Consider the following 22,876-nt stretch of genomic DNA (forward strand, 5'->3'; position numbering starts at 1 on the left):
CCCATCTGCCGCAGGGCCCAGGAGTCAAAACTATTGCTTTTGGCTCAAGAAAACCCTAGGGCATGATCGCTCATGGCAACCGCTTCCTGACGAGGCGGTTGCCTTCCTTTTTCAGCGTCACAAAGGCGTCGGCCTTGCTGCAAGACAACAGATCGCTCGTGACCGGCCTTGCCGGCAATGAAGCGCCGGTCAGCACAATCGCTTCCCTTCGCGGGCGCATGCCGCACGCTTCCGTCGTTGTCTTCGCAACGGTCGTCGCTGCCTTCAGCCTCGTGCCGCTCGGCTTCATCGCCTGGATCACCTATGACGTCGGCTGGGACACGGTGAAGGCGCTGGTCTTCCGGCCGCGCGTCGGCGAGCTGATGGTCAACACGGTGCTTCTCGAAGCGCTGACGATTCCGCTATCCATCGCGCTTGCGGTGACGCTCGCCTGGCTGACCGAGCGGACCGATATTCCGTTTTCACGTCTGTGGTCATGGCTTGCGGTCGCGCCGCTTGCGGTGCCCGCCTTCGTGCACAGCTATGCCTGGATCAGCCTCGTGCCCGGCATGCGCGGGCTGGAAAGCGGCGTCTTCGTTTCGGTGCTCGCTTACTATCCGTTTCTTTATCTGCCCGTGGCAGCCGCTCTCCGGCGGCTCGATCCGGCCATCGAGGATGCGGCGGCTTCTCTCGGGCTGAACCCATGGCAGGTGTTTTTCCGGACCGTGCTGCCGCAGCTGCGGCTGGCAATCTGCGGCGGCTCGCTGCTGATCGCGCTCCATCTGCTGTCGGAATACGGGCTATATGTGATGATCCGTTTCGACACGTTCGCGACGGCGATCGTCGATCAGTTCCAGTCGGCTTATAACAGCCCTGCCGCCAACATGCTGGGCGGCGTGCTGGTTGGTTGCTGCCTGTTCCTGCTCGGCCTCGAAATTCTGGTTCGCGGCAACGAGCGTTATGCCCGGGTCGGTTCCGGTTCGGCGCGGCCGGCCGACCGGCGCAGGCTCGGATGGTTCGTGGTTCCGGCCATTCTGCTCCCCGTCGTCGTTGCCGTCCTGACGCTCGGTGTTCCCCTGGTGACGCTCGGACGCTGGCTCTATCTCGGCGGTGCGGAGATCTGGCGTATCGATACCGTCGGCAATGCTTTTCTGCAGACGATCGTGCTTGCGGTCGCCGGCGGCATTCTGACGACGATCGCTGCCGTGCCGATGGCATGGCTTTCGGTCCGAGCACCCGGGCGCTTCCAACGCTTCCTCGAAGCCTGCCACTATTATGTCGGCTCGCTGCCCGGCGTCGTCGTGGCGCTGGCGCTGGTGACAATTACCGTGCGCCTCGTGCTGCCGCTCTACCAGACGTTCGCGACGCTGACCGTCGCCTATGTTCTCTTGTTCCTGCCGCGTGCCATGGTTGGCCTGCGCGCCAGCATCGCGCAGGCGCCGGTGGAGCTGGAACGGGCGGCGATGGGCCTTGGCCGCACGCCGGCGCAAGCCGTTCGCCAGATCACCATGCGGCTCGCCGCACCGGGCTTTGCCGCCAGCATCGCGCTTGTCGCCCTCGGCATCACCAACGAGCTGACGGCGACGCTGATGCTGTCGCCAAACGGCGTCGAAACGCTGTCGACGAAATTCTGGTCGCTGACCAGCGAGATCGATTATGTCTCCGCAGCGCCCTATGCTGTGATGATGATCATCCTGTCGCTGCCGCTGACGCTGCTTCTCTACGTTCAATCGAAACGGACTGCCGGACAATGACGCTGCTCTCGATCCAATCCGCCAGCAAGCGCTATGGCCCGGTGACGGCGCTCGACAATGTGTCGCTGGATGTGCCGGCGGGCAGCCGCACCGCGGTCGTCGGACCGTCCGGTTCCGGCAAGACCACGCTCCTGCGGCTGATTGCCGGTTTCGAGCGTCCGGATCAGGGCAAGGTTTGCCTTGATGGCGAAGTTCTCGCCAATGGCCCGTCCGCCGTGCCCGCCCATAAGCGCGGCATCGGCATCGTATCGCAGGACGGTGCACTGTTTCCGCATCTGAGCGTCTCCGACAATATCGGCTTCGGCTTCGAACGGGGTGCGGCCGATCGCGACAAGCGGATCCTCGAGCTGCTCGATATGGTCGAGCTCGACCGCAACATGCTGACGCGCCGCCCGCATCAGCTCTCAGGCGGCCAGCAGCAGCGTGTCGCTCTTGCGCGTGCGCTCGGTCGCAAGCCGCGGCTGATGCTGCTCGACGAACCCTTCTCGGCGCTGGATACCGGTCTTCGCGAAAACATGCGCAAGGCCGTTGCCCGCGTGTTGCAGGCGGCCGGGATCACCACCATTCTCGTCACGCACGATCAGGGTGAGGCGCTGTCCTTTGCCGATCAGGTGGCGGTGCTGCGTGATGGAAAGCTGGTGCAGGCCGGTTCGCCGCAGAAGCTTTATCTGCAGCCGAGAGATCGCGAGACGGCGCTGTTTCTGGGTGATGCCGTCATGCTGCCCGCTATCGTTCGCAACGGATTTGCCGATTGCGCGCTGGGCAAGGTTGCCGTCGATGGCGATCATCAGGGCAAGGCCGAGATCATGCTGCGGCCCGAGCAGATCCGCGTCGTTCCCGATGACAGCCAGCCCGCCTATCACGGGCGGGTGGTTGAAGTGGAATTCGGTGGCGCGACCTGCACGGTCGCCGTCTCACTGGAAGGTGTGGCGCTGCCGCCCATTCTCATCAAGACATCGAGCGTCGCCTTGCCGGAGACCGGCGATCGCGTCCGTCTCGACATCGCTGGCAAGGCCCACGTTTTCAGCGTCCGCTAAGCCGTCTTCCGGCTCGCATCGATTTCGTCGCTCTGTTCCAGCCAGCCGCCGGTGAAGCCGGCACGCTCCAGCCCAAGGCGAATAACCGGCGATTGCCGCATCAGGCTCCAGATGAAATCCGAGCGGTCGTTCTCGATCGTCATCACCAGCAAGCCCTGGTCGATGCCGACGCAGCGGTCGTCCACCCAGCCCTCGGGCCGCTTGGTCTTCACGGTCGGATTGAAGCCACCCGGAAAGCGGCCTTCGTAGATGAGATCGGGATAGGTCTCGAGCAGGGCCTTGGTGCCGTCTATCGCCGCCTGACGGTCATAGGGAAGCGATGCGAGTGCTGCCCACGGCGCAATCGTGCCGTCATCAGGCCCGAGCGGCGCGCCGCGCGCCGCATAGCCCAGCACCTTCGGATGGCGTCCGCCGCGCATATGGCGGCTCGGCGGCGGGCCATCGGACGCCGACAATCCCCAGACGTCCTTGTTGTAGCCGACGAAATGCCCGGGATTGCGCACGGCGTAATCGCGCTGCACGGCGATCGAAACCTGCGTGTTGCGGAAATAGTCCCAATCGCGCACCGCCATCGGGCGGTCCTGGATGCCGCGGAAATCGATCCAGGCATGCGAGAAGAAATGAATGAACAGTGGACCGGCATAAAGATAGGCCTGCTCCTTGTGAAGCATCCAGGAATAGCTCGAGGTAAAGGCGTCGTAGCTCGCCTGCGGGATCGGGTGCGTGGGTGAGGCGAGCGCCAGCGTATAGAGCAGCACCGCCTCGTCATATCCCTGCCAACGCCAGCGCAGGAAGCCGCTGGCGGGCTTCCAGCCCATCGAGATGGTCTGGCCCTTGTTCAGCGCCCAGGTCCAGTCGATGCGCTCGTAGATGGTTTTGACGAGATCGCGGATTTCCCGCTCGCTGTCATCGGCGCGGTCGAAATAGGCGGCGGCCGTCAGCATGCCGGCGGCCAGCAACGTCGTGTCGATGGTCGACAGCTCGCTGTTCCAGGCGCGGTGACCGGTATCCATGTGCAGGAAGTGGTAATAGAAGCCGCGATAACCGGTCGCGTGGCGTTCCCGGCCCTGATGGCTTCCGGCAAAGAACCGCACGGTCGCCAGTGTCCGCTCAACCGCTGCCGCCCGGGTGAGCCAGCCGCGTTCGACGCCGACCGTATAGGACGACAGCGCGAAGCCGACGGCAGCGATGCTGCACGGCACACCATCGACCGACGTGTCGGCGACAAGCCCGTTGTCAGGGTTCGTGTGTTTCAGGAAGTAGTTGAAGGCGGATTGTTGCAGCCTGTCGATCAGCGCAGCATCCGTATCGTCGAGTCGTTGCAGCATACTCAAACCATTCATTTTCGCCCTGCTTCAACATGGCAACGCGTTGCGCGCAAATCAAACCTTTTTGAAAGGCGGTGTGCGGCTTGAATGGATCGTCGGCTGGGAACAGGGCGAAGACCGGCAGAGCGCTGGAGCGCTTTCTCTTCAATTTTGTGTCCTGGAGGAAGTTTGGAGCGGGCGAAGGGGTTCGAACCCTCGACCCCAACCTTGGCAAGGTTGTGCTCTACCACTGAGCTACACCCGCTCATAATCCCATGGCCTGTGGTAGTTGTGAGGACCGTGGGCGCCACCTTGCGGCGACGGGCGCTATATCGCCCAAACGATTTTCAAATGCAACAGGGAAATGACGGCGAGGCGAAGAAAAATTGTAAGCCTTTGGAAAAACTTCCGAAAATGCCGCAAATCCGGGCGAAAGCGTCGATCGCGCGCATTGCAAAAGCTGAGGCCCGGACTTAATCAAAGCGCCTGCCCGCAATTTTTGTGAGATGGATGGCGCAATGACCGATACGAAGCCGAAGACCCGCGACGAGCTTTTTGCCTTTCTCGACGAGCTCGGCATCCAGCATGCCACGAAGGATCATGCGCCGGTGTTCACAGTTGCCGAATCTGTGTCGCTGCGCGACGAGATTCCAGGCGGCCATACGAAAAACCTCTTCGTGAAGGACAAGAAGGACCAGTTCTTTCTGCTGACCGTCGAAGAGCATGCGAGCGTCGATCTGAAGACGGTGCACACGCTGATCGGTGCTGCCAGCAAGGTTTCGTTCGGCAAGCCGGAAAAGCTGATGGAATATCTGGGCGTGATTCCGGGATCGGTCACTGCGTTCGGGGCGATCAACGATACCGGCAGCAACGTCACCTTCGTTCTCGATGCCGATCTGATGAAGGAAGAGATCGTCAACTGCCATCCGCTTTCCAACGATGCGACGACCTCCATTGCCAGCGCCGATCTCATCCGCTTCATGGAAGCGACGGGTCACAAGCCGCTTGTCTTGAAAGTCACGGCCTGACATACGATTTTAGCGCTAGAAAAAAGCCGGGCGCGACCGGCATTGGCGGGAGATACCTATGAGCGGCAACGACAACCCCTACAGCACGTCCTACGGCACGATGTCGGCAACGGCGACCTATGGCGGCGGTGCGCCGCAGGCTGCTTCCGCGCCGGCGGCAGCGGGCAGCTATATCAAGGACACGACGACGGCGAACTTCACGAAAGACGTCATCGAGGACTCGCGCAACCAGCCGGTTCTCGTCGATTTCTGGGCGCCGTGGTGCGGCCCGTGCAAGCAGCTGACGCCTGTTCTGGAAAAGGTCGTCAACGAGGCTCAGGGGCGGGTGAAGCTGGTGAAGATGAATATCGACGATCATCCGTCGATTGCAGGCCAGCTCGGCATCCAGTCGATTCCCGCCGTCATCGCCTTCGTCGGCGGTCGTCCGGCTGACGGCTTCATGGGTGCGGTGCCGGAGAGCCAGGTTCGCCAGTTCATCGATCGTCTTGCAGGTCCTGCCGGTGCCGATCAGGCGGCCGAGATCGAAGCTGTGCTCGAAGAGGCAGCCGGTCTTCTGACTTCGGGCGATGTCAACGGCGCGGCGCAGCTCTACGGCGCGGTGATGCAGGCCGATCCGGAAAATGCCAAGGCGCTTGCCGGCATGGCGGAATGCATGATTGCTGCCAACCAGCATGAGCGCGCCCGCGAGGCGCTGACCGATCTGCCTGAGGAGCTTGCCAAAGATGCCGGCATCCAGGCCGTTCTCAAGAAGCTCGATCAGATCGAGGAGGCCCGCAAGCTCGGCGACCCCTTTGCGCTGGAGCAGGTGCTTGCCGGTAATCCCGATGACCATGAAGCACGGGTGAAGCTCGCCAAGATCCGCAACGTCGAGGGACGCCGCGACGAGGCGGCCGAGCATCTGCTGACGGTCATGCGCAAGGACCGCACTTTCGACGACGACGGCGCGCGGCGCCAACTGCTGCAGTTCTTCGATGTCTGGGGCTTCAAGGACCCGGCAACTATCGCTGCGCGGCGCAAGCTTTCCGCGATGCTGTTCTCCTAACTTGAGGCGGGTGCCCTTGCGTTTTTGAGCGGGGGCACCACATTCAAAAGGGATGGCAAGGGCTCCGATTTTTCCTGCCTGAAGAATGCGGGACGAAATTTCATGCAAGTCGGGAATGCGAGATATTTGAAACCCGGTGATCTGCCGGAAACCGTCGCCGTTTTCCCCCTGACCGGCGCTCTCCTCCTGCCGACCGGGCAACTCCCCTTAAACATTTTCGAGCCGCGTTATCTCGCGATGTTCGATGCGGCGATGGCCGGAAACCGGCTGATCGGCATGGTGCAGCCGGCGCTCGTCGAGACCGATGACAAGAGCGGCGAGTGCAATCTTGCACCCGTAGGCTGTGTCGGCCGGATCACATCTTTCGCAGAGACCGGCGATGGCCGCTATATCGTCTCGCTGACCGGCATCTGCCGCTTCCGGCTGATCGGCGAAAAGGTGACGCACGAGCCGTTTCGTACCTTCCGGATCGCGCCGTTCATTTCCGATCTTTCGGCGCGCGACGAAGAGGATGCTGTCGATCGCTCAGCGCTTCTTTCGGCCTTCAGGGCCTATCTCGATGCCAACAAGCTGGAAGCGGATTGGGACAGCGTCGAACGCGCGAGCAATCTGACGCTCGTCAATTCGCTGGCCATGATGTCGCCCTTCGGCCCGGCCGAAAAGCAGGCGCTGCTGGAGGCGCCCGACCTGAAGACGCGAGCGGAAACGCTGATTGCCATTACCGAGATCGTTCTGGCGCGGGTCTTCGGTGACTCCGACACGGTTTTGCAGTAAGCAACCGGAATGGACGAAAAACTCAGCCGCGTCGATCCGAAGCTTCTGGAACTGCTTGTGTGCCCGTTGACGAAAGGCAGGTTGAGCTATGACCGGGAGCTCAATGAGCTGGTCTCGGAAAAGGCGAGGCTTGCCTATCCGATCCGCGACGGGATCCCGATCATGCTGGTTTCCGAGGCCCGAAGGCTGGACGACTAGATCGCTTCACCGGCGAGAAGGCGCGGATTGGACTTGGTGGTCGTTCCCGCCGCCTGGCCAATGAAGAACGACTTCAGGCCGGGCAGCCGATCGACGATGCCGAGGCCGACATCGCGGGCGATGCGGACCGGCGTCATATCATTCGAAAACAGCCGGTTCAGAACATCCGTCGTTACGCCCATACGGAACGTGTCGAAACGGCGCCAGGTCTGGTAGCGCTCCAGAATGTTGATCGAGCCGATATCGAGGCCGAGGCGATCGGCTTCGACGATGGTTTCGGCAAGTGCGGCGACATCCTTGAAGCCGAGATTGAGGCCCTGGCCCGATATCGGGTGAATGCCGTGGGCGGCATCGCCGGCAAGCGCGAAGCGCGGCGCCACGAATGACCGGGCCAGCGTCAGCCCGAGCGGGAAGGCGCGTTTGACGCCGATCACCTTCAGCGCGCCGAGCTTGTGGCCGAAGCGGCGCTCCAGCTCTTCCTCGAAAATCAGATCGTCGCCGGCGACGAGGCGGTTGGCATCGCTGGTGCCTTCGGTCCAGACGAGGGACGAGCGATTTTTGGTCAGCGGCAGGATGGCGAAGGGTCCGGAGGGCAGGAAATGCTCCTCGGCACAGCCGTTATGCGGCCGCTCGTGCTCGACGGTCGCGACGATGCCGGATTGCCCGTAGTCCCAGCTGACGGTCTTGATGCCGGCGAGGTCGCGCAGTTTGGAACGCACGCCGTCGCAGGCGACCACCAGGCGCGCCTCGATGCTGCTGCCGTCCGACAGCTCCACCGTCGAGTTATTTTCGCCGGTCTTCAGCCCGGTGGCGCTGAGCCCATGGCGGATCTCGATGCCGAGCCGCTCGCAGACGCCGCGCAACTCGCGGACCATCACCGCATTGGGGATCATATGCGCAAAGGGCCTGCCATCTTCGATCTCGCCGTCGAAGGTCAGGAACACCGGACGAACGGGATCCGATGTCTTGGAATCGGTGACGATCATCTTGGTGATCGGCTGGGCCTCGCCGCGGATATTTTCCCAAATGCCGAAAACCTCCAGCATCTTGGCGGCGGCGGCGATGATGGCGGACGCCCGCATGTCCTTCTGCCAGACATGCTCGGGTGCTGCCTCGACGACGGCAACATCAAGATGCGGCGCCGCCTGCTTGACCGCCACCGCCGCGGACAGGCCCACATAGCCACCGCCAACAACCAGCATATCAAGCATCGCCCACTCCTCAGCCTTGTGAATACAATCGCGATCTATATAGATCATCGCTCCCTTACTTCCTACTGCCGGGGGCACGCAAATGACCGCAGCTGCGGCAAAACCGACCGCCATGGAAACCCTTCTCGCGACGCTCGACCTCGAGCCGATCGAAATCGACATCTTTCGCGGCCGCAGTCCGCAGGTCGGTTGGCAGCGAGTCTTCGGCGGGCAGGTGATCGGCCAGGCGCTGATGGCGGCGCAGCGGACAATCGAGCCCGGGCGGATCGTGCATTCGCTGCACGCCTATTTTATGCGTCCAGGCGATCCTTCGGTGCCGATCATCTATCAGGTCGAGCGCATTCGCGACGGATCGAGCTTCAATACCCGCCGCGTCGTCGCCATCCAGCACGGCAAGGCGATCTTCGCGCTTTCCTGCTCGTTTCAGATCGAGGAGCCGGGCTTCGACCATCAGGCCGGAATGCCGGATGTGCCGCCGCCGGAAAAGCTTCTCGGCGAACAGCAGATCAAGGATCAGTACCTTGCTCACGCGCCGGCTGCGATCCGTAAGTATTGGGAGCGCGAGCGGCCGATCGAGATCCGGCCGGTTTCGCTGACGCATTATTTCTCGAGCGAGAAGCTGGAGCCACGGCAGGACGTCTGGGTGCGCGCCACAGGCCCGGTGCCGGATGACAGGCTCTATCAGGCAGCGGTGCTCGCCTATCTCTCCGACATGACGCTGCTCGACACATCCCTTTATGCGCATGGGACGTCGATTTTCGATCAGACGCTGCAAGTCGCAAGCCTCGACCATTCCATGTGGTTTCACCGGCCGGACAAACTCGACGACTGGCTGCTCTACACCCAGGATAGCCCCTCTGCCTCGGGTGCTCGCGGGCTGACACGCGGTAGCCTGTTTACGCGCTCGGGTGTTCTGATTGCGTCGGTCGCCCAGGAGGGGTTGATTCGGAAAAAGGCAGATGAATAAATAATGTGCATATTCGCAGTTTTGCGCATTATTTAAGCTTTTATTGCGCCGCCAAATGCCTCAAAATTGGCATCCCTCGATATCGTCTTTACTTTTCAATAACTTATAACGCGCCTCGAATCTGGCACGCCCCTTGAATGTATATCCCCGGTCGCTGCTCGCAAACGTCAGTGGCAAGGAGAGTCGGCTCCGTGCCGAGGATAACGAAGGATGGGAAACCAGATGAAAATTGTGATGGCCATTATCAAGCCGTTCAAGCTCGATGAGGTCCGCGAAGCCCTCACCGCGATCGGCATCCAAGGCCTGACCGTGACCGAAGTTAAGGGCTACGGGCGCCAAAAGGGACATACTGAAATTTATCGCGGCACCGAATATGCGGTCAGCTTCCTGCCGAAGCTCAAGATCGAAATCGCAGTCGCCACCGAGATCGTCGACAAGGCGGTCGAAGCCATCGCATCGTCGGCCAAGACCGGCCAGATCGGCGACGGCAAGATCTTCGTCTACTCCATCGACCACGCCGTCCGCATCCGCACGGGCGAAACCGATACCGAAGCGCTCTAAGAACCGCTGAGCAAGGAGCTTTTTACCAATGTCAATTTCGAAGTTTTCTTCCACATTTGCGCGGTTCGGCGCTGCATCGGCTGCGCTTCTGGCGCCGGTCGCTGCTTTTGCACAGGACGCCGCGACGACGGCCGCTCCGGCCGCTGCCGCCGCTGCTGCTCCGGTCGCCGACAAGGGCGACACCGCCTTCATGTTCATCTCCACGCTGCTGGTTCTCTTCATGATCCTGCCTGGCCTGGCACTGTTCTACGGCGGTCTCGTTCGCGCCAAGAACATGCTTTCGGTTCTGATGCAGTGCACGATGGTCGCTGCGGTTCTGATGCTGATCTGGGTCATCTACGGCTACTCCTTCGCCTTCGGCGGATCGGAAAGCCCGTATTGGGGCGGCACGGCCAAGATGTTCTTTGCCGGCGTCACCAAAGATACGACGGCTGCGACCTTCTCGCAGGGCGTTGTCATTCCTGAGTTCATCTTCGCGATGTTCCAGATGACCTTTGCTGCCATCACGCCTGCCCTGATCGTCGGCGCCTTTGCCGAACGCATCAAGTTCTCGGCAGTCGTTTTGTTCTGCGCGCTCTGGGCAACCTTCGTCTACTTCCCGATCGCTCATATGGTCTGGGACGCCAACGGCCTGCTCTTCAAGATGGGCGCGCTGGACTTCGCAGGCGGCACGGTCGTTCACATCAACGCCGGCGTTGCCGGTCTGATCGGCGCGATCATGGTCGGCAAGCGTACCGGCTACGGCAAGGACATGATGGCTCCGCATTCGATGACGCTGACCATGGTCGGTGCCTCGATGCTCTGGTTCGGCTGGTTCGGCTTCAACGCCGGCTCCAACCTCGAAGCTTCGGGCGGCGCCATGCTCGCAACGGTCAACACCTTCGTTGCCACCGCTGCTGCCGTCATCTCCTGGGCAATCGTCGAAACGCTTACGCGCGGCAAGGCATCGATGCTCGGTGGCGCTTCCGGCATGGTCGCTGGTCTCGTTGCCATCACGCCTGCTGCCGGCATCGTCGGCCCGATGGGCGCGATCGTCATGGGTCTGATCGTTTCGCCGCTTTGCTACTTCTTCGTCTCGGTCGTGAAGAACAAGTTCGGCTATGACGACACGGCTGACGTCTTCGGCGTTCACGGCGTCGGCGGCATGTTCGGTGCTATCGCCACCGGCATCTTCGCCAGCGCGTCGCTCGGCGGCGTCGGTTATGCCGAAGGTGTAACGATGGGCGGCCAGGTCGTCACCCAGCTGACGGCTATCGCCACCACCATCGTATGGTGCGGCGTCGGTTCGGCGATCCTCTACAAGGTCGTCGACCTCATCGTCGGCCTGCGTGTTGCCGTCGAAGCCGAGCGCGAAGGTCTCGACCTCGCGACCCATGGCGAAGCTGCCTACCACTCGTAATCAAGGGATTGCGGCGCCCGGCAAAAAAAAGGGCGCCGCTGAACAGCCCGTCGCGGCCTATCGAAAACATAGACCGCATTTTGGCCCGGACCTTCCAAGGTTCGGGCCCTTTTATTTTCAACATACTAATACCCTGATGTCATGGTTAACACCGCTTTAACCGTCCTCTGGTTAGGTGGAAGAGACGCATTCTGCGTGAATTGCGCGAGCGATTCGCGCCGCAGCACATGGACGGTAGGACATATGGCAAGAAGCACGTCGCCGGCGATCGATAGCCGGCCGGACCGTTTCTCCCTTTCAGGGTTCCTGTTCAGGCAGGCGCAGGCTCTTCTGGGCTTTGCGATCTTCCTGATGCTGGCGCTTGCCGTTGCGGCGCTGGCCACATGGAACGTCGCCGACCCGAGCTATTCCTACGCAACAGGCAATGCGCCGAGCAATATCCTCGGCTATAGCGGCGCTGCTTTTGCCGATCTGGCGATGCAGTTCTTCGGGCTTGCCAGCGTCAGTGCGCTTCTGCCAGTCGTTGCCTGGGCTTTGGCGATGATCTCCGGCCGTCATATCAGCCGCATCCCGGCGCGCGGCGGTGCGTGGGCGCTCGGCTCGGTGCTTTCCTCTGCCGTCATCGGCTGCTTTCCGCCACCACTCACCTGGCCGATCCCGAACGGTATCGGCGGCGTCATCGGCGACATGATTCTGCGCTTCCCGGCGCTGTTCGTCGGCGCCTATCCGACCGGAACATTCGCAACCGCCGTCGGCTGCGTCTTCGCGGTGCCGACCGTCTGGATGATGCTGTTTGCGGCCGGTCTGGTTGGCCGCACCGAAGAAGATGACGATATTGCCGAGGACTTTAACGAAACGCGCTCCAAGGCGCGTTCGGTTGGCGAAGCCGATGAGGATGATGGTGACGATGAAGGTGGCTGGCTTGCCTTCGGCGCGCTGACGCATGCCTGGTACATGAGTCAGGCGCGTATGCGCCGGCTCTTCGGCATGGGTCCGCGCAAGCGCCGCCAGAGCGACTTCGAATCGCCCTACGATTTCAACGATGACGAATTCGGCAAGCTCAACGAGCCGGTGCGCGCCAAGGCGCCTGCCGGCCGCGGCGAGCGCATGGACCCGTCGATGGATGTGGGTGCGGCCTCGCAGCGCCGTATCGTCTCCGCGCCGTCGATTTCGCTCGATGACGATGACGACGATGATGCGTTTGACACCGACATGCCGCCCCGCCCCGCCGATATCCTGCCTGATGACGACGAAGACGGCTGGATGATGCGCGCCCCGGCGCGTTCCGGTGGCAAGCAGGAGCCGCGGGTGACGCCTGCAGCATCGCGCCCGAAGCCAGGTGCGCGTCTTGACCGCGAATCGCAGGGCAGCTTCATCCGTCCCGAAGGTTTCCAGCTGCCGCCGATGCATCTTCTGGCCGAGCCGAAGAATGTCGTCCGCGACAGCACGCTGTCCGCCGATGCGCTGGAGCAGAATGCCCGGATGCTCGAAGGCGTTCTCGAAGATTTCGGCGTCAAGGGCGAGATCATTCATGTCCGTCCTGGCCCCGTCGTCACGCTCTACGAACTGGAGCCTGCTCCGGGTATCAAGTCGTCCCGTGTCATCGGCCTTGCCGACGATATTGCCCGCTCGATGAGCGCGATCGCTGCCCGCGTCGCCGTCGTGCCGGGCCGCAACGCCATCGGCATCGAACTGCCGAATTCGACCCGCGAGACCGTCTATCTGCGCGAGCTGATCGCCTCGCGTGATTTCGAGGGCTCCAAGGCGAAGCTCGCCATGGCGCTTGGCAAGACGATCGGCGGCGAAGCCGTCATCGCTGACCTCGCCAAGATGCCGCATCTGCTGGTCGCCGGTACCACCGGTTCGGGCAAGTCGGTCGCCATCAACACGATGATCCTGTCGCTGCTCTACCGGATGACGCCGGAACAGTGCCGCCTGATCATGATCGATCCGAAGATGCTGGAACTCTCCGTCTATGACGGCATCCCGCATCTGCTGTCGCCCGTGGTTACCGATCCGAAGAAGGCCGTCGTTGCGCTCAAGTGGACCGTCCGCGAGATGGAAGAGCGCTACAAGAAGATGTCGAAGATCGGCGTCCGCAATATCGATGGCTTCAATGCCCGCGTCGAGCAGGCGCTTGCCAAGGGCGAGCAGATCTCGCGTACCGTGCAGACCGGCTTCGACCGCCATACCGGCGAGGCGATGTACGAGACGGAAGAATTCGATCTGCAGCCGATGCCATATATCGTCGTCATCATCGACGAAATGGCCGACCTGATGATGGTCGCCGGCAAGGATATCGAAGGCGCGGTGCAGCGTCTGGCGCAGATGGCGCGTGCCGCTGGTATCCATGTCATCATGGCGACGCAGCGTCCGTCCGTCGACGTCATCACCGGTACGATCAAGGCGAACTTCCCGACCCGCATCTCCTTCCAGGTGACGTCGAAGATCGACAGCCGCACCATCCTTGGCGAACAGGGCGCAGAACAGCTGCTCGGCATGGGCGACATGCTCTACATGGCCGGCGGCGGCCGCATCCAGCGTGTCCACGGCCCGTTCGTGGCCGATATGGAAGTCGAGGAGATCGTTTCGTTCCTGAAGACGCAGGGCGCGCCTCAGTATCTCGATGCGATCACGGCCGACGACGACGAAGACGGTGACTACGGTGGCGGCCCGGCCGGCACCTCCAATCTTGCCGATTCCGACGATCCCTACGACCAGGCGGTGGCCATCGTGCTGCGCGATGGCAAGGCATCCACGTCCTATGTTCAGCGCCGTCTCGGCATCGGTTATAACCGTGCTGCATCGCTGATCGAGCGTATGGAGCAGGAAGGAATCATCGGTCCCGCCAACCATGCTGGTAAACGCGAGATCCTCGTTCCGACGGAAAGTGATATACTCGATCGCTGACACGCGAAAAAATCTTTCGAGGCAACGGCTTCACGGAAACCTGATCGCCTCGAAAACGTTACCTCTCGCAGCTATGCGTCTGCGCCATGAAGACGCCGCCTTTCGGCAGCAAGCAGGTCGCATAAAGGAGACCTAGATGAACAACTCCGATTCATTCCTGAACGGCTTTTCGCTGACGCGCCGCCATATGCTGGGCGCGATGGCGCTCGGCGCCTTGTCGGCCGCATTACCGTTCAATGCTTTTGCTCAGGCGGCAGCCGCGGGCTCTTCGACGGCACAGGCGATCGCCGACCATTTTTCGAGCGTCGGTACCATGCAGGGCGAGTTCGTGCAGTTTGGTCCGCGCGGCGAGCAGACGGGTGGCAAGTTCTTCATCGAACGGCCCGGCAAGCTGCGCTTCAACTACGACGACCCGTCGCCAATCCGGGTGATTGCCGACGGCAAGAATGTCGCGATCGGCAATCTGAAGCTCAAGACCTGGAACCTCTATCCGCTGTCGAAGACGCCGCTCAGCCTGCTGCTGGCACAGAAGATCAATCTCAGCGATGGTTCGGTGAAGAGCGTCAAGGAAGAGTCGGACCTGACGACGATCGCGCTTGGCAACAATACCGTTTTCGGCAATTCGACGATCACCATGATGTTCGATCCGAAGACCTATGACCTGCGCCAGTGGACGATCACCGACAACCAGGGCAAGGACACCTCCGTGATGGTGTTCAACGTCAAGACCGGCGTGCAGTTCGACGACAAGGTGTTCCGGGTGCCTTACGAAAGCATTCCTGGGACGGCCGCCTCGCGCGACTGATCCTGCCGATCTCATCTCATTGAGGCGACGCCCGGCTTTGTCCGGGCGTTTTCTTTTGTCGCCCGTTTCCTCCGGCGCGGCTTTGCTCTAGAGCCTTTTCACCCCTCGATGAAAGGCATTGGCATGAGCTTCTCGATCACGACCTGGAACATCAATTCCGTCCGTCTCCGGATGCCGATCGTCGAGAAATTCCTGCTCAAGCATCAGCCCGATATTCTCTGCCTGCAGGAAACCAAGGTTCCGAACGAACTGTTCCCTTTGGCGCCGCTGAAGGCGATGGGCTACGAGCACATCCTGTTTCACGGCCAGAAGGGCTATCATGGCGTGGCGATCGCATCGCGGCTGCCGATCGTCGAGGATCACCGCTTCGACTACGGCGATGTCGGCCATGCGCGGCATATCTCGGGTATCTTCGAACGTGGCGGGCGCCGGATCCGGTTGCATAATTTCTATGTGCCTGCAGGCGGCGACGAGCCTGACATCACAATCAACCCGAAATTCGCTCACAAGCTCAATTTCGTCGATGAGATGAAGCTGCTGAAGGCCAATGCCGAGCCCAACACGTCCTCGATCCTGGTCGGCGATCTCAACATCGCGCCGCTGGAGCACGACGTCTGGTCGCACAAGCAGTTGCTTAAGATCGTCAGCCATACGCCTGTTGAGACCGAGGGGCTGCTTGAGGTCATCAAGCGCGGCGCCTGGCTCGATCTGATGCGCCAGCATGTGCCCGCCAATGAGAAGCTCTATACGTGGTGGAGCTACCGCGCCAAGGATTGGGAAGCGGCCGACAAGGGCCGCCGGCTCGACCACATCTGGTCATCATCCGATCTTGGGCCGCTGCTGCAGCGTGTCGAGATCCTCAAGGAAGCGCGCGGATGGGAAAAGCCATCCGACCACGTTCCCGTGACGGCCTACTTCAATCTCTGATCAGGAAAAGCGGTGGAGCTGCGCCGTGGCGCGCGCAGCGAGCTCCGCGATGTTGTCGCGGATACGGTTTTCGATGAGTTTGGCGGCTTCCGGATATTCCTCGATGAGGCGATGGAAGAGCGAGCGAGTGATGCGGATGATGCCGGTATCCTCGCGGGCGACCGCGGTATATTTGCGCTCCACCAGCGTCACCAGCGCAAGTTCGGAAAGCAGTGTTCCGGGTCCCGCGACACGCTGCACGCGATGATGCCCATCCTTGTCCATCACGGTGAGTTCCAGCGCGCCGCTGGTGACCACATAGGCGCTCTCCGCCGGAGAGCCTTCGCGGAACAGCATCTGGCCGGTGGAGATGACACGACGATCGGCGCCGAAGGCGACCAGGCGGAGCTGGTCGTCGGACATGCCGTTGAAGAGCGGCAGCTGCGAGAGCGTGTGGATGTCGTCTGTCAGCGCCATCTGCGCATCTGCCTCACGGTATGATCTTGTATCCGCCGTTCTCGGTGACGAGGATTTCGGCATTGGACGGGTCGCGCTCGATCTTCTGGCGCAGGCGATAGACGTGGGTTTCCAGGGTGTGCGTGGTGACGCCGGAATTGTAGCCCCAGACCTCTTCGAGCAGCACGTCGCGGGTCACGACCTTCTGTTCGGCGCGATAGAGATAGCGGATGATCGCCGCTTCCTTTTCCGTCAGCCGGATCTTCTGGCCGTTTTCGGCGGTCAGCAGCTTCTGGCTGGGCTTGAAGAGATACGGACCGACCGTAAAGGTCGCGTCTTCGCTCTGCTCGTGCTGGCGCAGCTGCACGCGGATGCGGGCGAGCAGGACGGCGAAGCGGAAGGGCTTCGTCACGTAATCGTTTGCGCCGGCCTCAAGACCGAGAATGGTGTCGGAATCGGTGTCGTGGCCGGTCAGCATGATGATCGGTGCCTTGAAGCCGCCCTTGCGCAGCAGCTTGACGGCTTCGCGGCCGTCCATGTCAGGCAGGCCGACGTCCATGATCAGAAGGTCGATCGGTGCTCCACGGGCAGCCTGCACGCCTTTGCCGGCGGTCGATTCCTGGAGAACCGTGAATTCCTCATAGAGCGCGAGCTGCTCCGTCAGGGTTTCGCGGAGGTCGTCATCGTCATCCACCAGAAGAATGGTGCGTGCGGTCATGCGGCTTTGTTCCTCAGGTTCCGTCTTACAAGTCCTACGCCAAATTCGATGATTGGCAAAGAGCGCAAGACGCGCGGTTGCAGCGCCCGGATCGATATGATTTCATCGAACATCCAAGCAAAACAAAAACATGTGACAATAATGGAAAAAACAAGGCAGAGAGCGGCAAAGCGTATCTCCACCATCCTTGTCAGGCCTCAACCGGGAAAAAAGAGCCGGGCGCTGGTGCAGTGCGGGCCTATCGTCGTGCCTGCAGCGATCGGCCGGACGGGCCGTAGCGTCTTGAAGCGCGAGGGGGATGGGGCAACGCCGGTGGCCTCGATGAAGCTGCTGTACGGCTTCCGGCGCGGCGAGCGTCCACAGCGGATCGCGACACCGCTTGCGCTTTCGCGCATCCGTGCCGGCATGCTCTGGTGCGATCAGGCGGAGAACGCCAACTATAACCGCCTGGTCAAGGCGCCGTTCAAACCGAGCCATGAGGAACTGAAGCGCAAGGACGGCCTTTACGACGTCTGCCTCGTCATGGACTGGAACGTGTCTTCGCGGGCGCGCTATCGCGGCTCGGCGATCTTCTTCCACCTGATCCGCCCCGGCTACCAGCCGACGGACGGGTGCGTTGCCGTCAAGCCGCAGGACATGCGCCGCATGCTGCCCCACATGCGCAAGGGCACGGTCGTTCGGGTTCTCTGAATCTCAAGGGGTGATAATTCTTGGCCGCCGTCCTATATGGCTTCTCGACGTCGCGCTGCCTCGGGCGCGCCGGCTTTCAAATTGACGGAGACATATTGTGGCCAATCAACCCATCATTACTTTCCATGACGGTCATTCCATTCCGCAGGTAGGCCTGGGCGTCTGGCAGACGCCGCAGGATATCGCCGCGCCGACGGTGCTGAAGGCGCTGCAGGCCGGTTACCGCCATATCGACACGGCGTCCGGCTACGACAACGAACAGGGCGTTGGCGAAGGCCTCCGCTCCTCCGGTCTCGACCGCAAGGACGTTTTCATCACCACCAAGCTGCGCAACCCCGATCAGGGCTATGACAATACGCTTCGCGCCTTCGACGGCAGCCTGAAGAAGCTCGGCATGGACTATGTCGATCTCTACCTCGTCCACTGGCCGTCGCCGCATCGCGGCCTCTACCGCGAGACCTGGAAGGCCTTCGTGAAAATTAAGGAAGAGGGCCGGGCACGCTCGATCGGCGTGTCGAACTTCTATCCGGATCATCTGGAGCACATCATCGGCGATACCGGCGTCGTGCCCGTGATCAACCAGATCGAGCTGCATCCCGACTTCCAGCAGAAGGCGGCGCAGGAGGCGCACAAGAAGCTCAACATCGTAACGGAATCCTGGAGCCCGCTCGGGCAGGGCAAGTTCATCGCCAATTCCGTCATCGGTGAGATCGCCAAGAAGCATGGCAAGACGCCGGCGCAGGTGATCATCCGCTGGCATATCGATACCGGACTGGTGGTGATCCCGAAATCGGTAACGCCGTCACGCATTGAAGAGAATTTCAACGTCTTCGATTTCAAGCTGGATGCAGACGATATGGCCGCGATCGCCAAGCTTGATGACAAGGGCGCCCGGATGGGGCCGGATCCCTACACGGCGACGTTCTGATATTATTCAGAAACAAAAAAGGGCGGCTCGAGGCCGCCCTTTTCACGTCCTGAACCTAAAGGCTCAGTTCCATTCGCGGATATCGACGAAGTGGCCGGCAATCGCCGCAGCAGCAGCCATGGCGGGCGACACGAGATGGGTGCGGCCCTTGAAGCCCTGGCGGCCCTCGAAGTTGCGGTTGGAGGTCGAGGCGCAGCGCTCGCCCGGCTTCAGGCGGTCGTCGTTCATCGCGAGGCACATCGAGCAACCCGGCTCGCGCCAGTCGAAGCCGGCCGCCTTGAAAATCTTGTCGAGGCCTTCCTTCTCCGCCTGTTCCTTCACAAGGCCGGAGCCCGGGACGATCATGGCGCTGACGGTGGAGGCAACGGTCTTGCCTTCGACGACCTTGGCAACTTCGCGCAGGTCTTCGATGCGGCCGTTGGTGCAGGAGCCGATGAAGACGCGGTCGATGTTGATGTCGGTGATCGGCGTACCGGGCTTCAGGCCCATATAGTCGAGCGCGCGCCACTTGGAGGTACGCTTGGTTTCGTCCTTGATATCGTCGGGGTTCGGAACGATGCCCTGAACCGAGATGACGTCTTCAGGCGAGGAGCCCCAGGAGACGATCGGCGGCAGTTCGGCGGCGTTGAGCTTGACGATGCGGTCGAAATGGGCACCTTCGTCGGTCTTCAGCGTCTTCCAGTAGGCGATCGCCTGTTCGCGCTCGGCGCCCTTCGGCGCACGCGGCTTGTCCTTCAGGTATTCGAAGGTGATCTCGTCAGGCGCAATCAGGCCGGCGCGGGCGCCGCCTTCGATCGACATGTTGCAGATCGTCATGCGGCCTTCCATCGACAGCGCGCGGATGGCTTCACCGGCATATTCGATGACGTAGCCGGTACCGCCGGCCGTGCCGATTTCGCCGATGATGGCGAGAACGATGTCCTTGGCGGTGACGCCCGGCGGCAGCTGGCCGTCGACCTGCACCAGCATGTTCTTCGCCTTCTTCTGGATCAGCGTCTGGGTGGCGAGAACATGCTCGACCTCAGAGGTGCCGATACCGTGGGCAAGCGAGCCGAAGGCGCCGTGCGTCGATGTGTGGCTGTCGCCGCAGACGATCGTCATGCCCGGCAGGGTGAAGCCCTGTTCCGGTCCGATGATGTGGACGATGCCCTGGCGCTTGTCGTTCTCCGAGTAATACTCGACGTTGAACTCGGCGGCATTGATCGCCAGCTGCTCGACCTGGATGCGGCTTTCCTCGTTCTTGATGCCGAGGTGGCGATCGGGAGAGGTCGGAACGTTGTGATCGACCACCGCCAGCGTCTTCTCCGGCGCACGAACCTTGCGGTTCGTCATGCGCAGGCCTTCGAAAGCCTGCGGGGAGGTGACTTCATGGACCAGATGGCGGTCGATGTAGAGAAGACAGGTGCCATTGGCCTGTTCGTCGACTAGGTGATCGTCCCAGATCTTGTCGTAAAGGGTACGCAGTGCGCTCATAGCGGTATGTCCGTTTTTGGATGCAATGGAAAAAGGAAATGGCGGAAAAGCCCGCCGGCCGTCATTCGATCAACGAAGTCGGCTGTTGAGAGCGCCCGAAACGCACGCAAAGAACCGCGCCGGCAGGCGATAATGGTCCTGCAGCACGAAAATATGCGCGCCTGTGCACTTGAACTTGCTTTCCATGAGGCTGGATATAGCGATTTTTCTCATAAACGGCAATTCGAATCGTCAGGACTATCGCCCGTGCCTGCGGCGCATCCGCTGCTCCACCTGTCTCAACCCCAGCGACAGGCCGATCGTCAGGATCAGGTAGATGTAGGTGACGATCGAATAGGTCTCGAAGAAGCGGAAGGAGCCGGAGGCATAGACCTTGCCCATCTGCGTGATGTCGGAGACGCCGAGCACGGAGACCAGCGAACTATCCTTCACCATCGAGACGAAGTCGTTGGAGAGCGGCGGGAAGATGACGCGGATCGCCTGCGGAAAGATGACGAGCCGGAAGCGGTGATAGCGCGACAGGCCGAGCGCCTTGGCGGCTTCGATCTGGCCGTGATCGACGGACTGGATGCCGGCGCGGAAGACTTCGGCGATGAAGGAGGAATAACCGATCATCAGCGCGATGATCGCCCGCCACATCAGCGACAGGTCGCGAACGAGAATGGGCTCGGCTATGCCCGATTTCACCAGTGGCGTGATCAGGAAATTATAGGCAGCGACAATGCCGGGCGCGCCGACGAAGGCGACGTAGAACAGCAGCACCAGCATGGGGATGCCGCGGATGATCTCGATATAGAAACGCGAGATCTGCCGCAGCACCTTGCTGTCGGACAGCCCGAGGAGTGCGATTCCAAGGCCGAGGATCGTTGCCAGCACAAAGGCGACGATGGTGACGAAAACAGTGATCCAGACGCCGTTGAAGACGGTCTGGAAGACCTGCGCATAAATGCCGTTGGTGACAATGACGATGGCGAGGATGATGCCGATAACGGCAAGGGCGACCAGCCACCAGGGATAGTCGCCCTTCTCGGATCGCGGGGATGGGTGTGGCGCCATCTGCGATGATCCGGAATTACTGGCCCATCTTGTAGTCGAGGAACCACTTCTTGTTCAGCGCGTCGAGCGTGCCGTCGGCCTTGAGGCTGGCAATGGCGGCGTTGACCGGGGCAACGAGGTCCGAGCCCTTCGGGAAGATGAAGCCAAAGTCCTCGGTGCCGAGCGGGCCGCCGATGACCTTGAGTGTGCCGTTCGAGGCATCCACATAGCCCTTGGCGGCGACGCCGTCGGTCAGCACCGTATCGACGTCTCCGGTCTTCAGGGCCTGAACGGTGGCGCCGAAGGTTTCGAAGAGCTTGATGCGCGGGTTCTGCTCGTTGCCGTCGAGGATTTCGTAGACGGCGGTATAGAAGGGCGAGGTGCCCGGCTGGGCGCCGACCAGGCCATCCTTGAAGGCGCCGAAGGTCTTGCCGTCGGTGAAGCGGCTTTCATCGGCGCGGACAAGCATGAACTGCTGCGAGCGCATGTAGGGGTCGGAGAAATCGACCTTCGCCTTGCGGTCGTCCTTGATGGTGATGCCGGTCATGCCGATGTTGTACTGATTGTCGGAGACCGCCTGGATCATCGCGTCCCAGCTGGTGTTCTGGTACTCGACCTTGAAATTCAGCCGCTTGGCGATCTCGTTCATCGCATCATATTCCCAGCCGATCTGCTTGCCGGATTTCGGATCGACGAACTGCAGCGGGGGATAGGCGTTTTCGGTGACAACCACGACCGACTTGCCGCCGAGATCGGGCAGGCTTTCCGTAGCAGCGGCGAGCGGTGCAAGAGAAAGGGCCGCGAGGCCCGCGAGAATGGTGCGGCGGAAAAGCATGCTGAAAATCCCCGGTAAAATGTGGCTGGCGGAAACTGTCATAGAAGAGAAGGCGATGGCAAGAGCGGCCAGTGCGCGGCTGCGGCTCTAAAACAGAAAAGGCGGCCCGAAGACCGCCTTTTCATGCAAGAATTTTGCGCTGGGCAGAACTTATTCTGCTGCAGGCTCAGCAGCGGCTGCTGCTTCTGCAGCTGCCTTTGCTTCAGCGGCTTCGGCTGCTGCCTTTTCGGCGGCGAGAGCCTGTGCTGCTGCAACCTTTTCAGCTTCCAGACGTGCCTTTTCCTCGGCAACGGCGGCGCGCTCGGCGTCGTTGAGCTTGCGGGCGCGAACGCCGGTGTCCTCAACGATACGGGCAGACTTACCGCGACGGTCGCGCAGGTAGTAGAGCTTGGCGCGACGGACCTTACCGCGGCGAACGATTTCGACGCTTTCGATCATCGGCGAATAAACCGGGAATACGCGCTCGACGCCTTCGCCGTAGGAAATCTTGCGGACCGTGAAGTTTTCCTGCAGGCCGCCGCCAGAGCGGGCGATGCAAACGCCTTCGTAGGCCTGGACGCGGGTACGCGTACCTTCCGTGACCTTCACGTTGACGCGGACGGTGTCGCCCGGGGAGAATTCAGGCAGGGTGCGCTTGGCTTCGATCTTGGCGACCTGTTCGGCCTCAAGCTGCTGAATGACGTTCATGACTCAACCTCTTTGTTGGTTCAACAGCCAGAGCGCTCTACGATCTATCTTTGGCGAAGCCTCGGATATATGCCGGTGAAGGCAGGAGCGAATTCGTCTGCTTTTCTTTACGTGGTTGATGGGATTTTTTCCCATTCCGGGCGTGCGCATACCCTATCGCGCAGGCTTTGTCACCC

At 61.4% G+C, this 22,876-nt stretch carries 22 protein-coding genes and 1 tRNA gene; 14 read left to right on the plus strand and 9 right to left on the minus strand.

Going from position 1 to position 22,876, the window contains the following annotated elements; translation table 11 throughout:
• Positions 1 to 62: 62 nt before the first annotated feature.
• Both AC1DNK_RS11570 and AC1DNK_RS11575 read left to right on the plus strand, forming a co-directional pair.
• Positions 63 to 1,733, plus strand: a complete 1,671-nt coding sequence (locus tag AC1DNK_RS11570; protein ID WP_477941168.1) for an ABC transporter permease — start codon at positions 63 to 65, stop codon at positions 1,731 to 1,733.
• Entirely contained in the window at positions 1,730 to 2,770 is a 1,041-nt protein-coding gene (locus tag AC1DNK_RS11575) for an ABC transporter ATP-binding protein (protein WP_477941171.1), read from the plus strand. Before AC1DNK_RS11570 ends, AC1DNK_RS11575 begins: the two co-directional genes overlap by 4 nt.
• On the opposite strand, the gene AC1DNK_RS11580 is transcribed toward AC1DNK_RS11575, so the two are convergent.
• Together AC1DNK_RS11580 and AC1DNK_RS11585 are read right to left on the minus strand one after the other, a co-directional pair.
• Entirely contained in the window at positions 2,767 to 4,098 is a 1,332-nt protein-coding gene (locus tag AC1DNK_RS11580) for a glucoamylase family protein (protein WP_477941415.1), read from the minus strand. The two genes, AC1DNK_RS11575 and AC1DNK_RS11580, sit on opposite strands and share 4 nt — an antisense overlap.
• A gap of 169 nt (positions 4,099 to 4,267) precedes the next feature.
• Positions 4,268 to 4,342, minus strand: a tRNA-Gly gene (locus tag AC1DNK_RS11585).
• A gap of 253 nt (positions 4,343 to 4,595) precedes the next feature.
• Here AC1DNK_RS11585 and AC1DNK_RS11590 point away from each other — a divergent pair.
• The 4 genes from AC1DNK_RS11590 (at position 4,596) to AC1DNK_RS11605 (ending at position 7,119) form a co-directional block, all read left to right on the plus strand.
• Positions 4,596 to 5,105, plus strand: coding sequence for a prolyl-tRNA synthetase associated domain-containing protein (locus tag AC1DNK_RS11590; protein ID WP_112540508.1), 510 nt, complete (start codon positions 4,596 to 4,598; stop codon positions 5,103 to 5,105).
• A 58-nt stretch (positions 5,106 to 5,163) separates the two neighbouring features.
• On the plus strand, positions 5,164 to 6,147 hold the full coding sequence (trxA, locus tag AC1DNK_RS11595; protein ID WP_477941173.1) for a thioredoxin: 984 nt from the start codon (positions 5,164 to 5,166) through the stop codon (positions 6,145 to 6,147).
• Positions 6,148 to 6,249: 102 nt separating this feature from the next.
• A complete protein-coding gene (locus AC1DNK_RS11600) occupies positions 6,250 to 6,921 on the plus strand; it encodes an LON peptidase substrate-binding domain-containing protein (RefSeq protein ID WP_112385860.1) in 672 nt (223 codons plus the stop codon).
• A 9-nt stretch (positions 6,922 to 6,930) separates the two neighbouring features.
• Complete coding sequence (locus AC1DNK_RS11605) at positions 6,931 to 7,119, plus strand: Trm112 family protein (protein ID WP_112385859.1); 189 nt, start codon at positions 6,931 to 6,933, stop codon at positions 7,117 to 7,119.
• On the opposite strand, the gene AC1DNK_RS11610 is transcribed toward AC1DNK_RS11605, so the two are convergent.
• Positions 7,116 to 8,378, minus strand: a complete 1,263-nt coding sequence (locus tag AC1DNK_RS11610) for a ubiquinone biosynthesis hydroxylase (RefSeq protein WP_310296403.1) — start codon at positions 8,376 to 8,378, stop codon at positions 7,116 to 7,118. The genes AC1DNK_RS11605 and AC1DNK_RS11610 overlap by 4 nt on opposite strands.
• A 34-nt stretch (positions 8,379 to 8,412) precedes the next feature.
• On the opposite strand from AC1DNK_RS11610, the gene tesB reads away from it, so the two are divergent.
• From tesB to AC1DNK_RS11640, 6 genes are all read left to right on the plus strand, one after another.
• The gene (gene tesB, locus AC1DNK_RS11615) at positions 8,413 to 9,297 is read left to right on the plus strand and encodes an acyl-CoA thioesterase II (RefSeq protein ID WP_112517798.1); all 885 of its coding nucleotides are present in this window, start codon (positions 8,413 to 8,415) and stop codon (positions 9,295 to 9,297) included.
• Between the two features lie 210 nt (positions 9,298 to 9,507).
• Positions 9,508 to 9,858: a P-II family nitrogen regulator gene (locus tag AC1DNK_RS11620; RefSeq protein WP_162698828.1), complete on the plus strand. Its 351-nt coding sequence runs from the start codon at positions 9,508 to 9,510 to the stop codon at positions 9,856 to 9,858.
• 28 nt (positions 9,859 to 9,886) lie between these two features.
• Positions 9,887 to 11,257, plus strand: a complete 1,371-nt coding sequence (locus tag AC1DNK_RS11625) for an ammonium transporter (protein ID WP_112385856.1) — start codon at positions 9,887 to 9,889, stop codon at positions 11,255 to 11,257.
• Positions 11,258 to 11,500: 243 nt separating this feature from the next.
• Positions 11,501 to 14,167, plus strand: coding sequence for an FtsK/SpoIIIE family DNA translocase (locus tag AC1DNK_RS11630; RefSeq protein WP_477941176.1), 2,667 nt, complete (start codon positions 11,501 to 11,503; stop codon positions 14,165 to 14,167).
• A 136-nt stretch (positions 14,168 to 14,303) separates the two neighbouring features.
• Positions 14,304 to 14,972, plus strand: a complete 669-nt coding sequence (locus AC1DNK_RS11635; RefSeq protein ID WP_112385854.1) for an outer membrane lipoprotein carrier protein LolA — start codon at positions 14,304 to 14,306, stop codon at positions 14,970 to 14,972.
• 123 nt (positions 14,973 to 15,095) lie between these two features.
• Positions 15,096 to 15,899, plus strand: coding sequence for an exodeoxyribonuclease III (locus AC1DNK_RS11640; protein ID WP_477941178.1), 804 nt, complete (start codon positions 15,096 to 15,098; stop codon positions 15,897 to 15,899).
• Here AC1DNK_RS11640 and AC1DNK_RS11645 read toward each other — a convergent pair whose 3' ends face one another.
• On the minus strand, positions 15,900 to 16,355 hold the full coding sequence (locus AC1DNK_RS11645) for a cyclic nucleotide-binding domain-containing protein (protein ID WP_112517796.1): 456 nt from the start codon (positions 16,353 to 16,355) through the stop codon (positions 15,900 to 15,902).
• 13 nt (positions 16,356 to 16,368) lie between these two features.
• Complete coding sequence (locus tag AC1DNK_RS11650; RefSeq protein WP_112385851.1) at positions 16,369 to 17,052, minus strand: response regulator transcription factor; 684 nt, start codon at positions 17,050 to 17,052, stop codon at positions 16,369 to 16,371.
• 141 nt (positions 17,053 to 17,193) lie between these two features.
• On the opposite strand from AC1DNK_RS11650, the gene AC1DNK_RS11655 reads away from it, so the two are divergent.
• Both AC1DNK_RS11655 and AC1DNK_RS11660 read left to right on the plus strand, forming a co-directional pair.
• The gene (locus AC1DNK_RS11655) at positions 17,194 to 17,742 is read left to right on the plus strand and encodes a L,D-transpeptidase family protein (protein ID WP_477941180.1); all 549 of its coding nucleotides are present in this window, start codon (positions 17,194 to 17,196) and stop codon (positions 17,740 to 17,742) included.
• 97 nt (positions 17,743 to 17,839) lie between these two features.
• Complete coding sequence (locus AC1DNK_RS11660) at positions 17,840 to 18,670, plus strand: aldo/keto reductase (RefSeq protein ID WP_477941182.1); 831 nt, start codon at positions 17,840 to 17,842, stop codon at positions 18,668 to 18,670.
• A 63-nt stretch (positions 18,671 to 18,733) separates the two neighbouring features.
• On the opposite strand, the gene leuC is transcribed toward AC1DNK_RS11660, so the two are convergent.
• From leuC to rplS, 4 genes are all read right to left on the minus strand, one after another.
• Positions 18,734 to 20,143 carry a 3-isopropylmalate dehydratase large subunit gene (gene leuC, locus AC1DNK_RS11665; protein WP_477941184.1) on the minus strand — a complete coding sequence of 470 codons (1,410 nt, stop codon included), beginning with the start codon at positions 20,141 to 20,143 and terminating at the stop codon, positions 18,734 to 18,736.
• Between the two features lie 237 nt (positions 20,144 to 20,380).
• Positions 20,381 to 21,199 carry an amino acid ABC transporter permease gene (locus AC1DNK_RS11670; RefSeq protein ID WP_477941185.1) on the minus strand — a complete coding sequence of 273 codons (819 nt, stop codon included), beginning with the start codon at positions 21,197 to 21,199 and terminating at the stop codon, positions 20,381 to 20,383.
• A gap of 16 nt (positions 21,200 to 21,215) precedes the next feature.
• Positions 21,216 to 22,013, minus strand: coding sequence for a transporter substrate-binding domain-containing protein (locus AC1DNK_RS11675; protein WP_477941187.1), 798 nt, complete (start codon positions 22,011 to 22,013; stop codon positions 21,216 to 21,218).
• A gap of 150 nt (positions 22,014 to 22,163) precedes the next feature.
• Positions 22,164 to 22,700 (minus strand): 50S ribosomal protein L19, encoded by a 537-nt coding sequence (rplS, locus tag AC1DNK_RS11680; RefSeq protein WP_477941189.1) that lies wholly within the window; start codon positions 22,698 to 22,700, stop codon positions 22,164 to 22,166.
• Between the last annotated feature and the right edge of the window lie 176 nt (positions 22,701 to 22,876).

It is taken from the genome of Rhizobium sp. 01N424 (assembly GCF_056399485.1).

Bases quoted from the DNA above. Each gene is read 5' to 3' on its own strand.
- AC1DNK_RS11580 (WP_477941415.1), bottom strand. From the start codon at position 4,098: ATGCTGCAACGACTCGACGATACGGATGCTGCGCTGATCGACAGGCTG.
- AC1DNK_RS11630 (WP_477941176.1), top strand. From the start codon at position 11,501: ATGGCAAGAAGCACGTCGCCGGCGATCGATAGCCGGCCGGACCGTTTC.
- AC1DNK_RS11575 (WP_477941171.1), top strand. From the start codon at position 1,730: ATGACGCTGCTCTCGATCCAATCCGCCAGCAAGCGCTATGGCCCGGTG.
- leuC (WP_477941184.1), bottom strand. From the start codon at position 20,143: ATGAGCGCACTGCGTACCCTTTACGACAAGATCTGGGACGATCACCTA.
- AC1DNK_RS11605 (WP_112385859.1), top strand. From the start codon at position 6,931: ATGGACGAAAAACTCAGCCGCGTCGATCCGAAGCTTCTGGAACTGCTT.
- AC1DNK_RS11620 (WP_162698828.1), top strand. From the start codon at position 9,508: ATGGGAAACCAGATGAAAATTGTGATGGCCATTATCAAGCCGTTCAAG.
- tesB (WP_112517798.1), top strand. From the start codon at position 8,413: ATGACCGCAGCTGCGGCAAAACCGACCGCCATGGAAACCCTTCTCGCG.
- AC1DNK_RS11590 (WP_112540508.1), top strand. From the start codon at position 4,596: ATGACCGATACGAAGCCGAAGACCCGCGACGAGCTTTTTGCCTTTCTC.
- AC1DNK_RS11610 (WP_310296403.1), bottom strand. From the start codon at position 8,378: ATGATCTATATAGATCGCGATTGTATTCACAAGGCTGAGGAGTGGGCG.
- AC1DNK_RS11670 (WP_477941185.1), bottom strand. From the start codon at position 21,199: ATGGCGCCACACCCATCCCCGCGATCCGAGAAGGGCGACTATCCCTGG.
- AC1DNK_RS11635 (WP_112385854.1), top strand. From the start codon at position 14,304: ATGAACAACTCCGATTCATTCCTGAACGGCTTTTCGCTGACGCGCCGC.
- trxA (WP_477941173.1), top strand. From the start codon at position 5,164: ATGAGCGGCAACGACAACCCCTACAGCACGTCCTACGGCACGATGTCG.
- rplS (WP_477941189.1), bottom strand. From the start codon at position 22,700: ATGAACGTCATTCAGCAGCTTGAGGCCGAACAGGTCGCCAAGATCGAA.
- AC1DNK_RS11570 (WP_477941168.1), top strand. From the start codon at position 63: ATGATCGCTCATGGCAACCGCTTCCTGACGAGGCGGTTGCCTTCCTTT.
- AC1DNK_RS11655 (WP_477941180.1), top strand. From the start codon at position 17,194: ATGGAAAAAACAAGGCAGAGAGCGGCAAAGCGTATCTCCACCATCCTT.
- AC1DNK_RS11645 (WP_112517796.1), bottom strand. From the start codon at position 16,355: ATGGCGCTGACAGACGACATCCACACGCTCTCGCAGCTGCCGCTCTTC.
- AC1DNK_RS11675 (WP_477941187.1), bottom strand. From the start codon at position 22,013: ATGCTTTTCCGCCGCACCATTCTCGCGGGCCTCGCGGCCCTTTCTCTT.
- AC1DNK_RS11625 (WP_112385856.1), top strand. From the start codon at position 9,887: ATGTCAATTTCGAAGTTTTCTTCCACATTTGCGCGGTTCGGCGCTGCA.
- AC1DNK_RS11650 (WP_112385851.1), bottom strand. From the start codon at position 17,052: ATGACCGCACGCACCATTCTTCTGGTGGATGACGATGACGACCTCCGC.
- AC1DNK_RS11600 (WP_112385860.1), top strand. From the start codon at position 6,250: ATGCAAGTCGGGAATGCGAGATATTTGAAACCCGGTGATCTGCCGGAA.
- AC1DNK_RS11640 (WP_477941178.1), top strand. From the start codon at position 15,096: ATGAGCTTCTCGATCACGACCTGGAACATCAATTCCGTCCGTCTCCGG.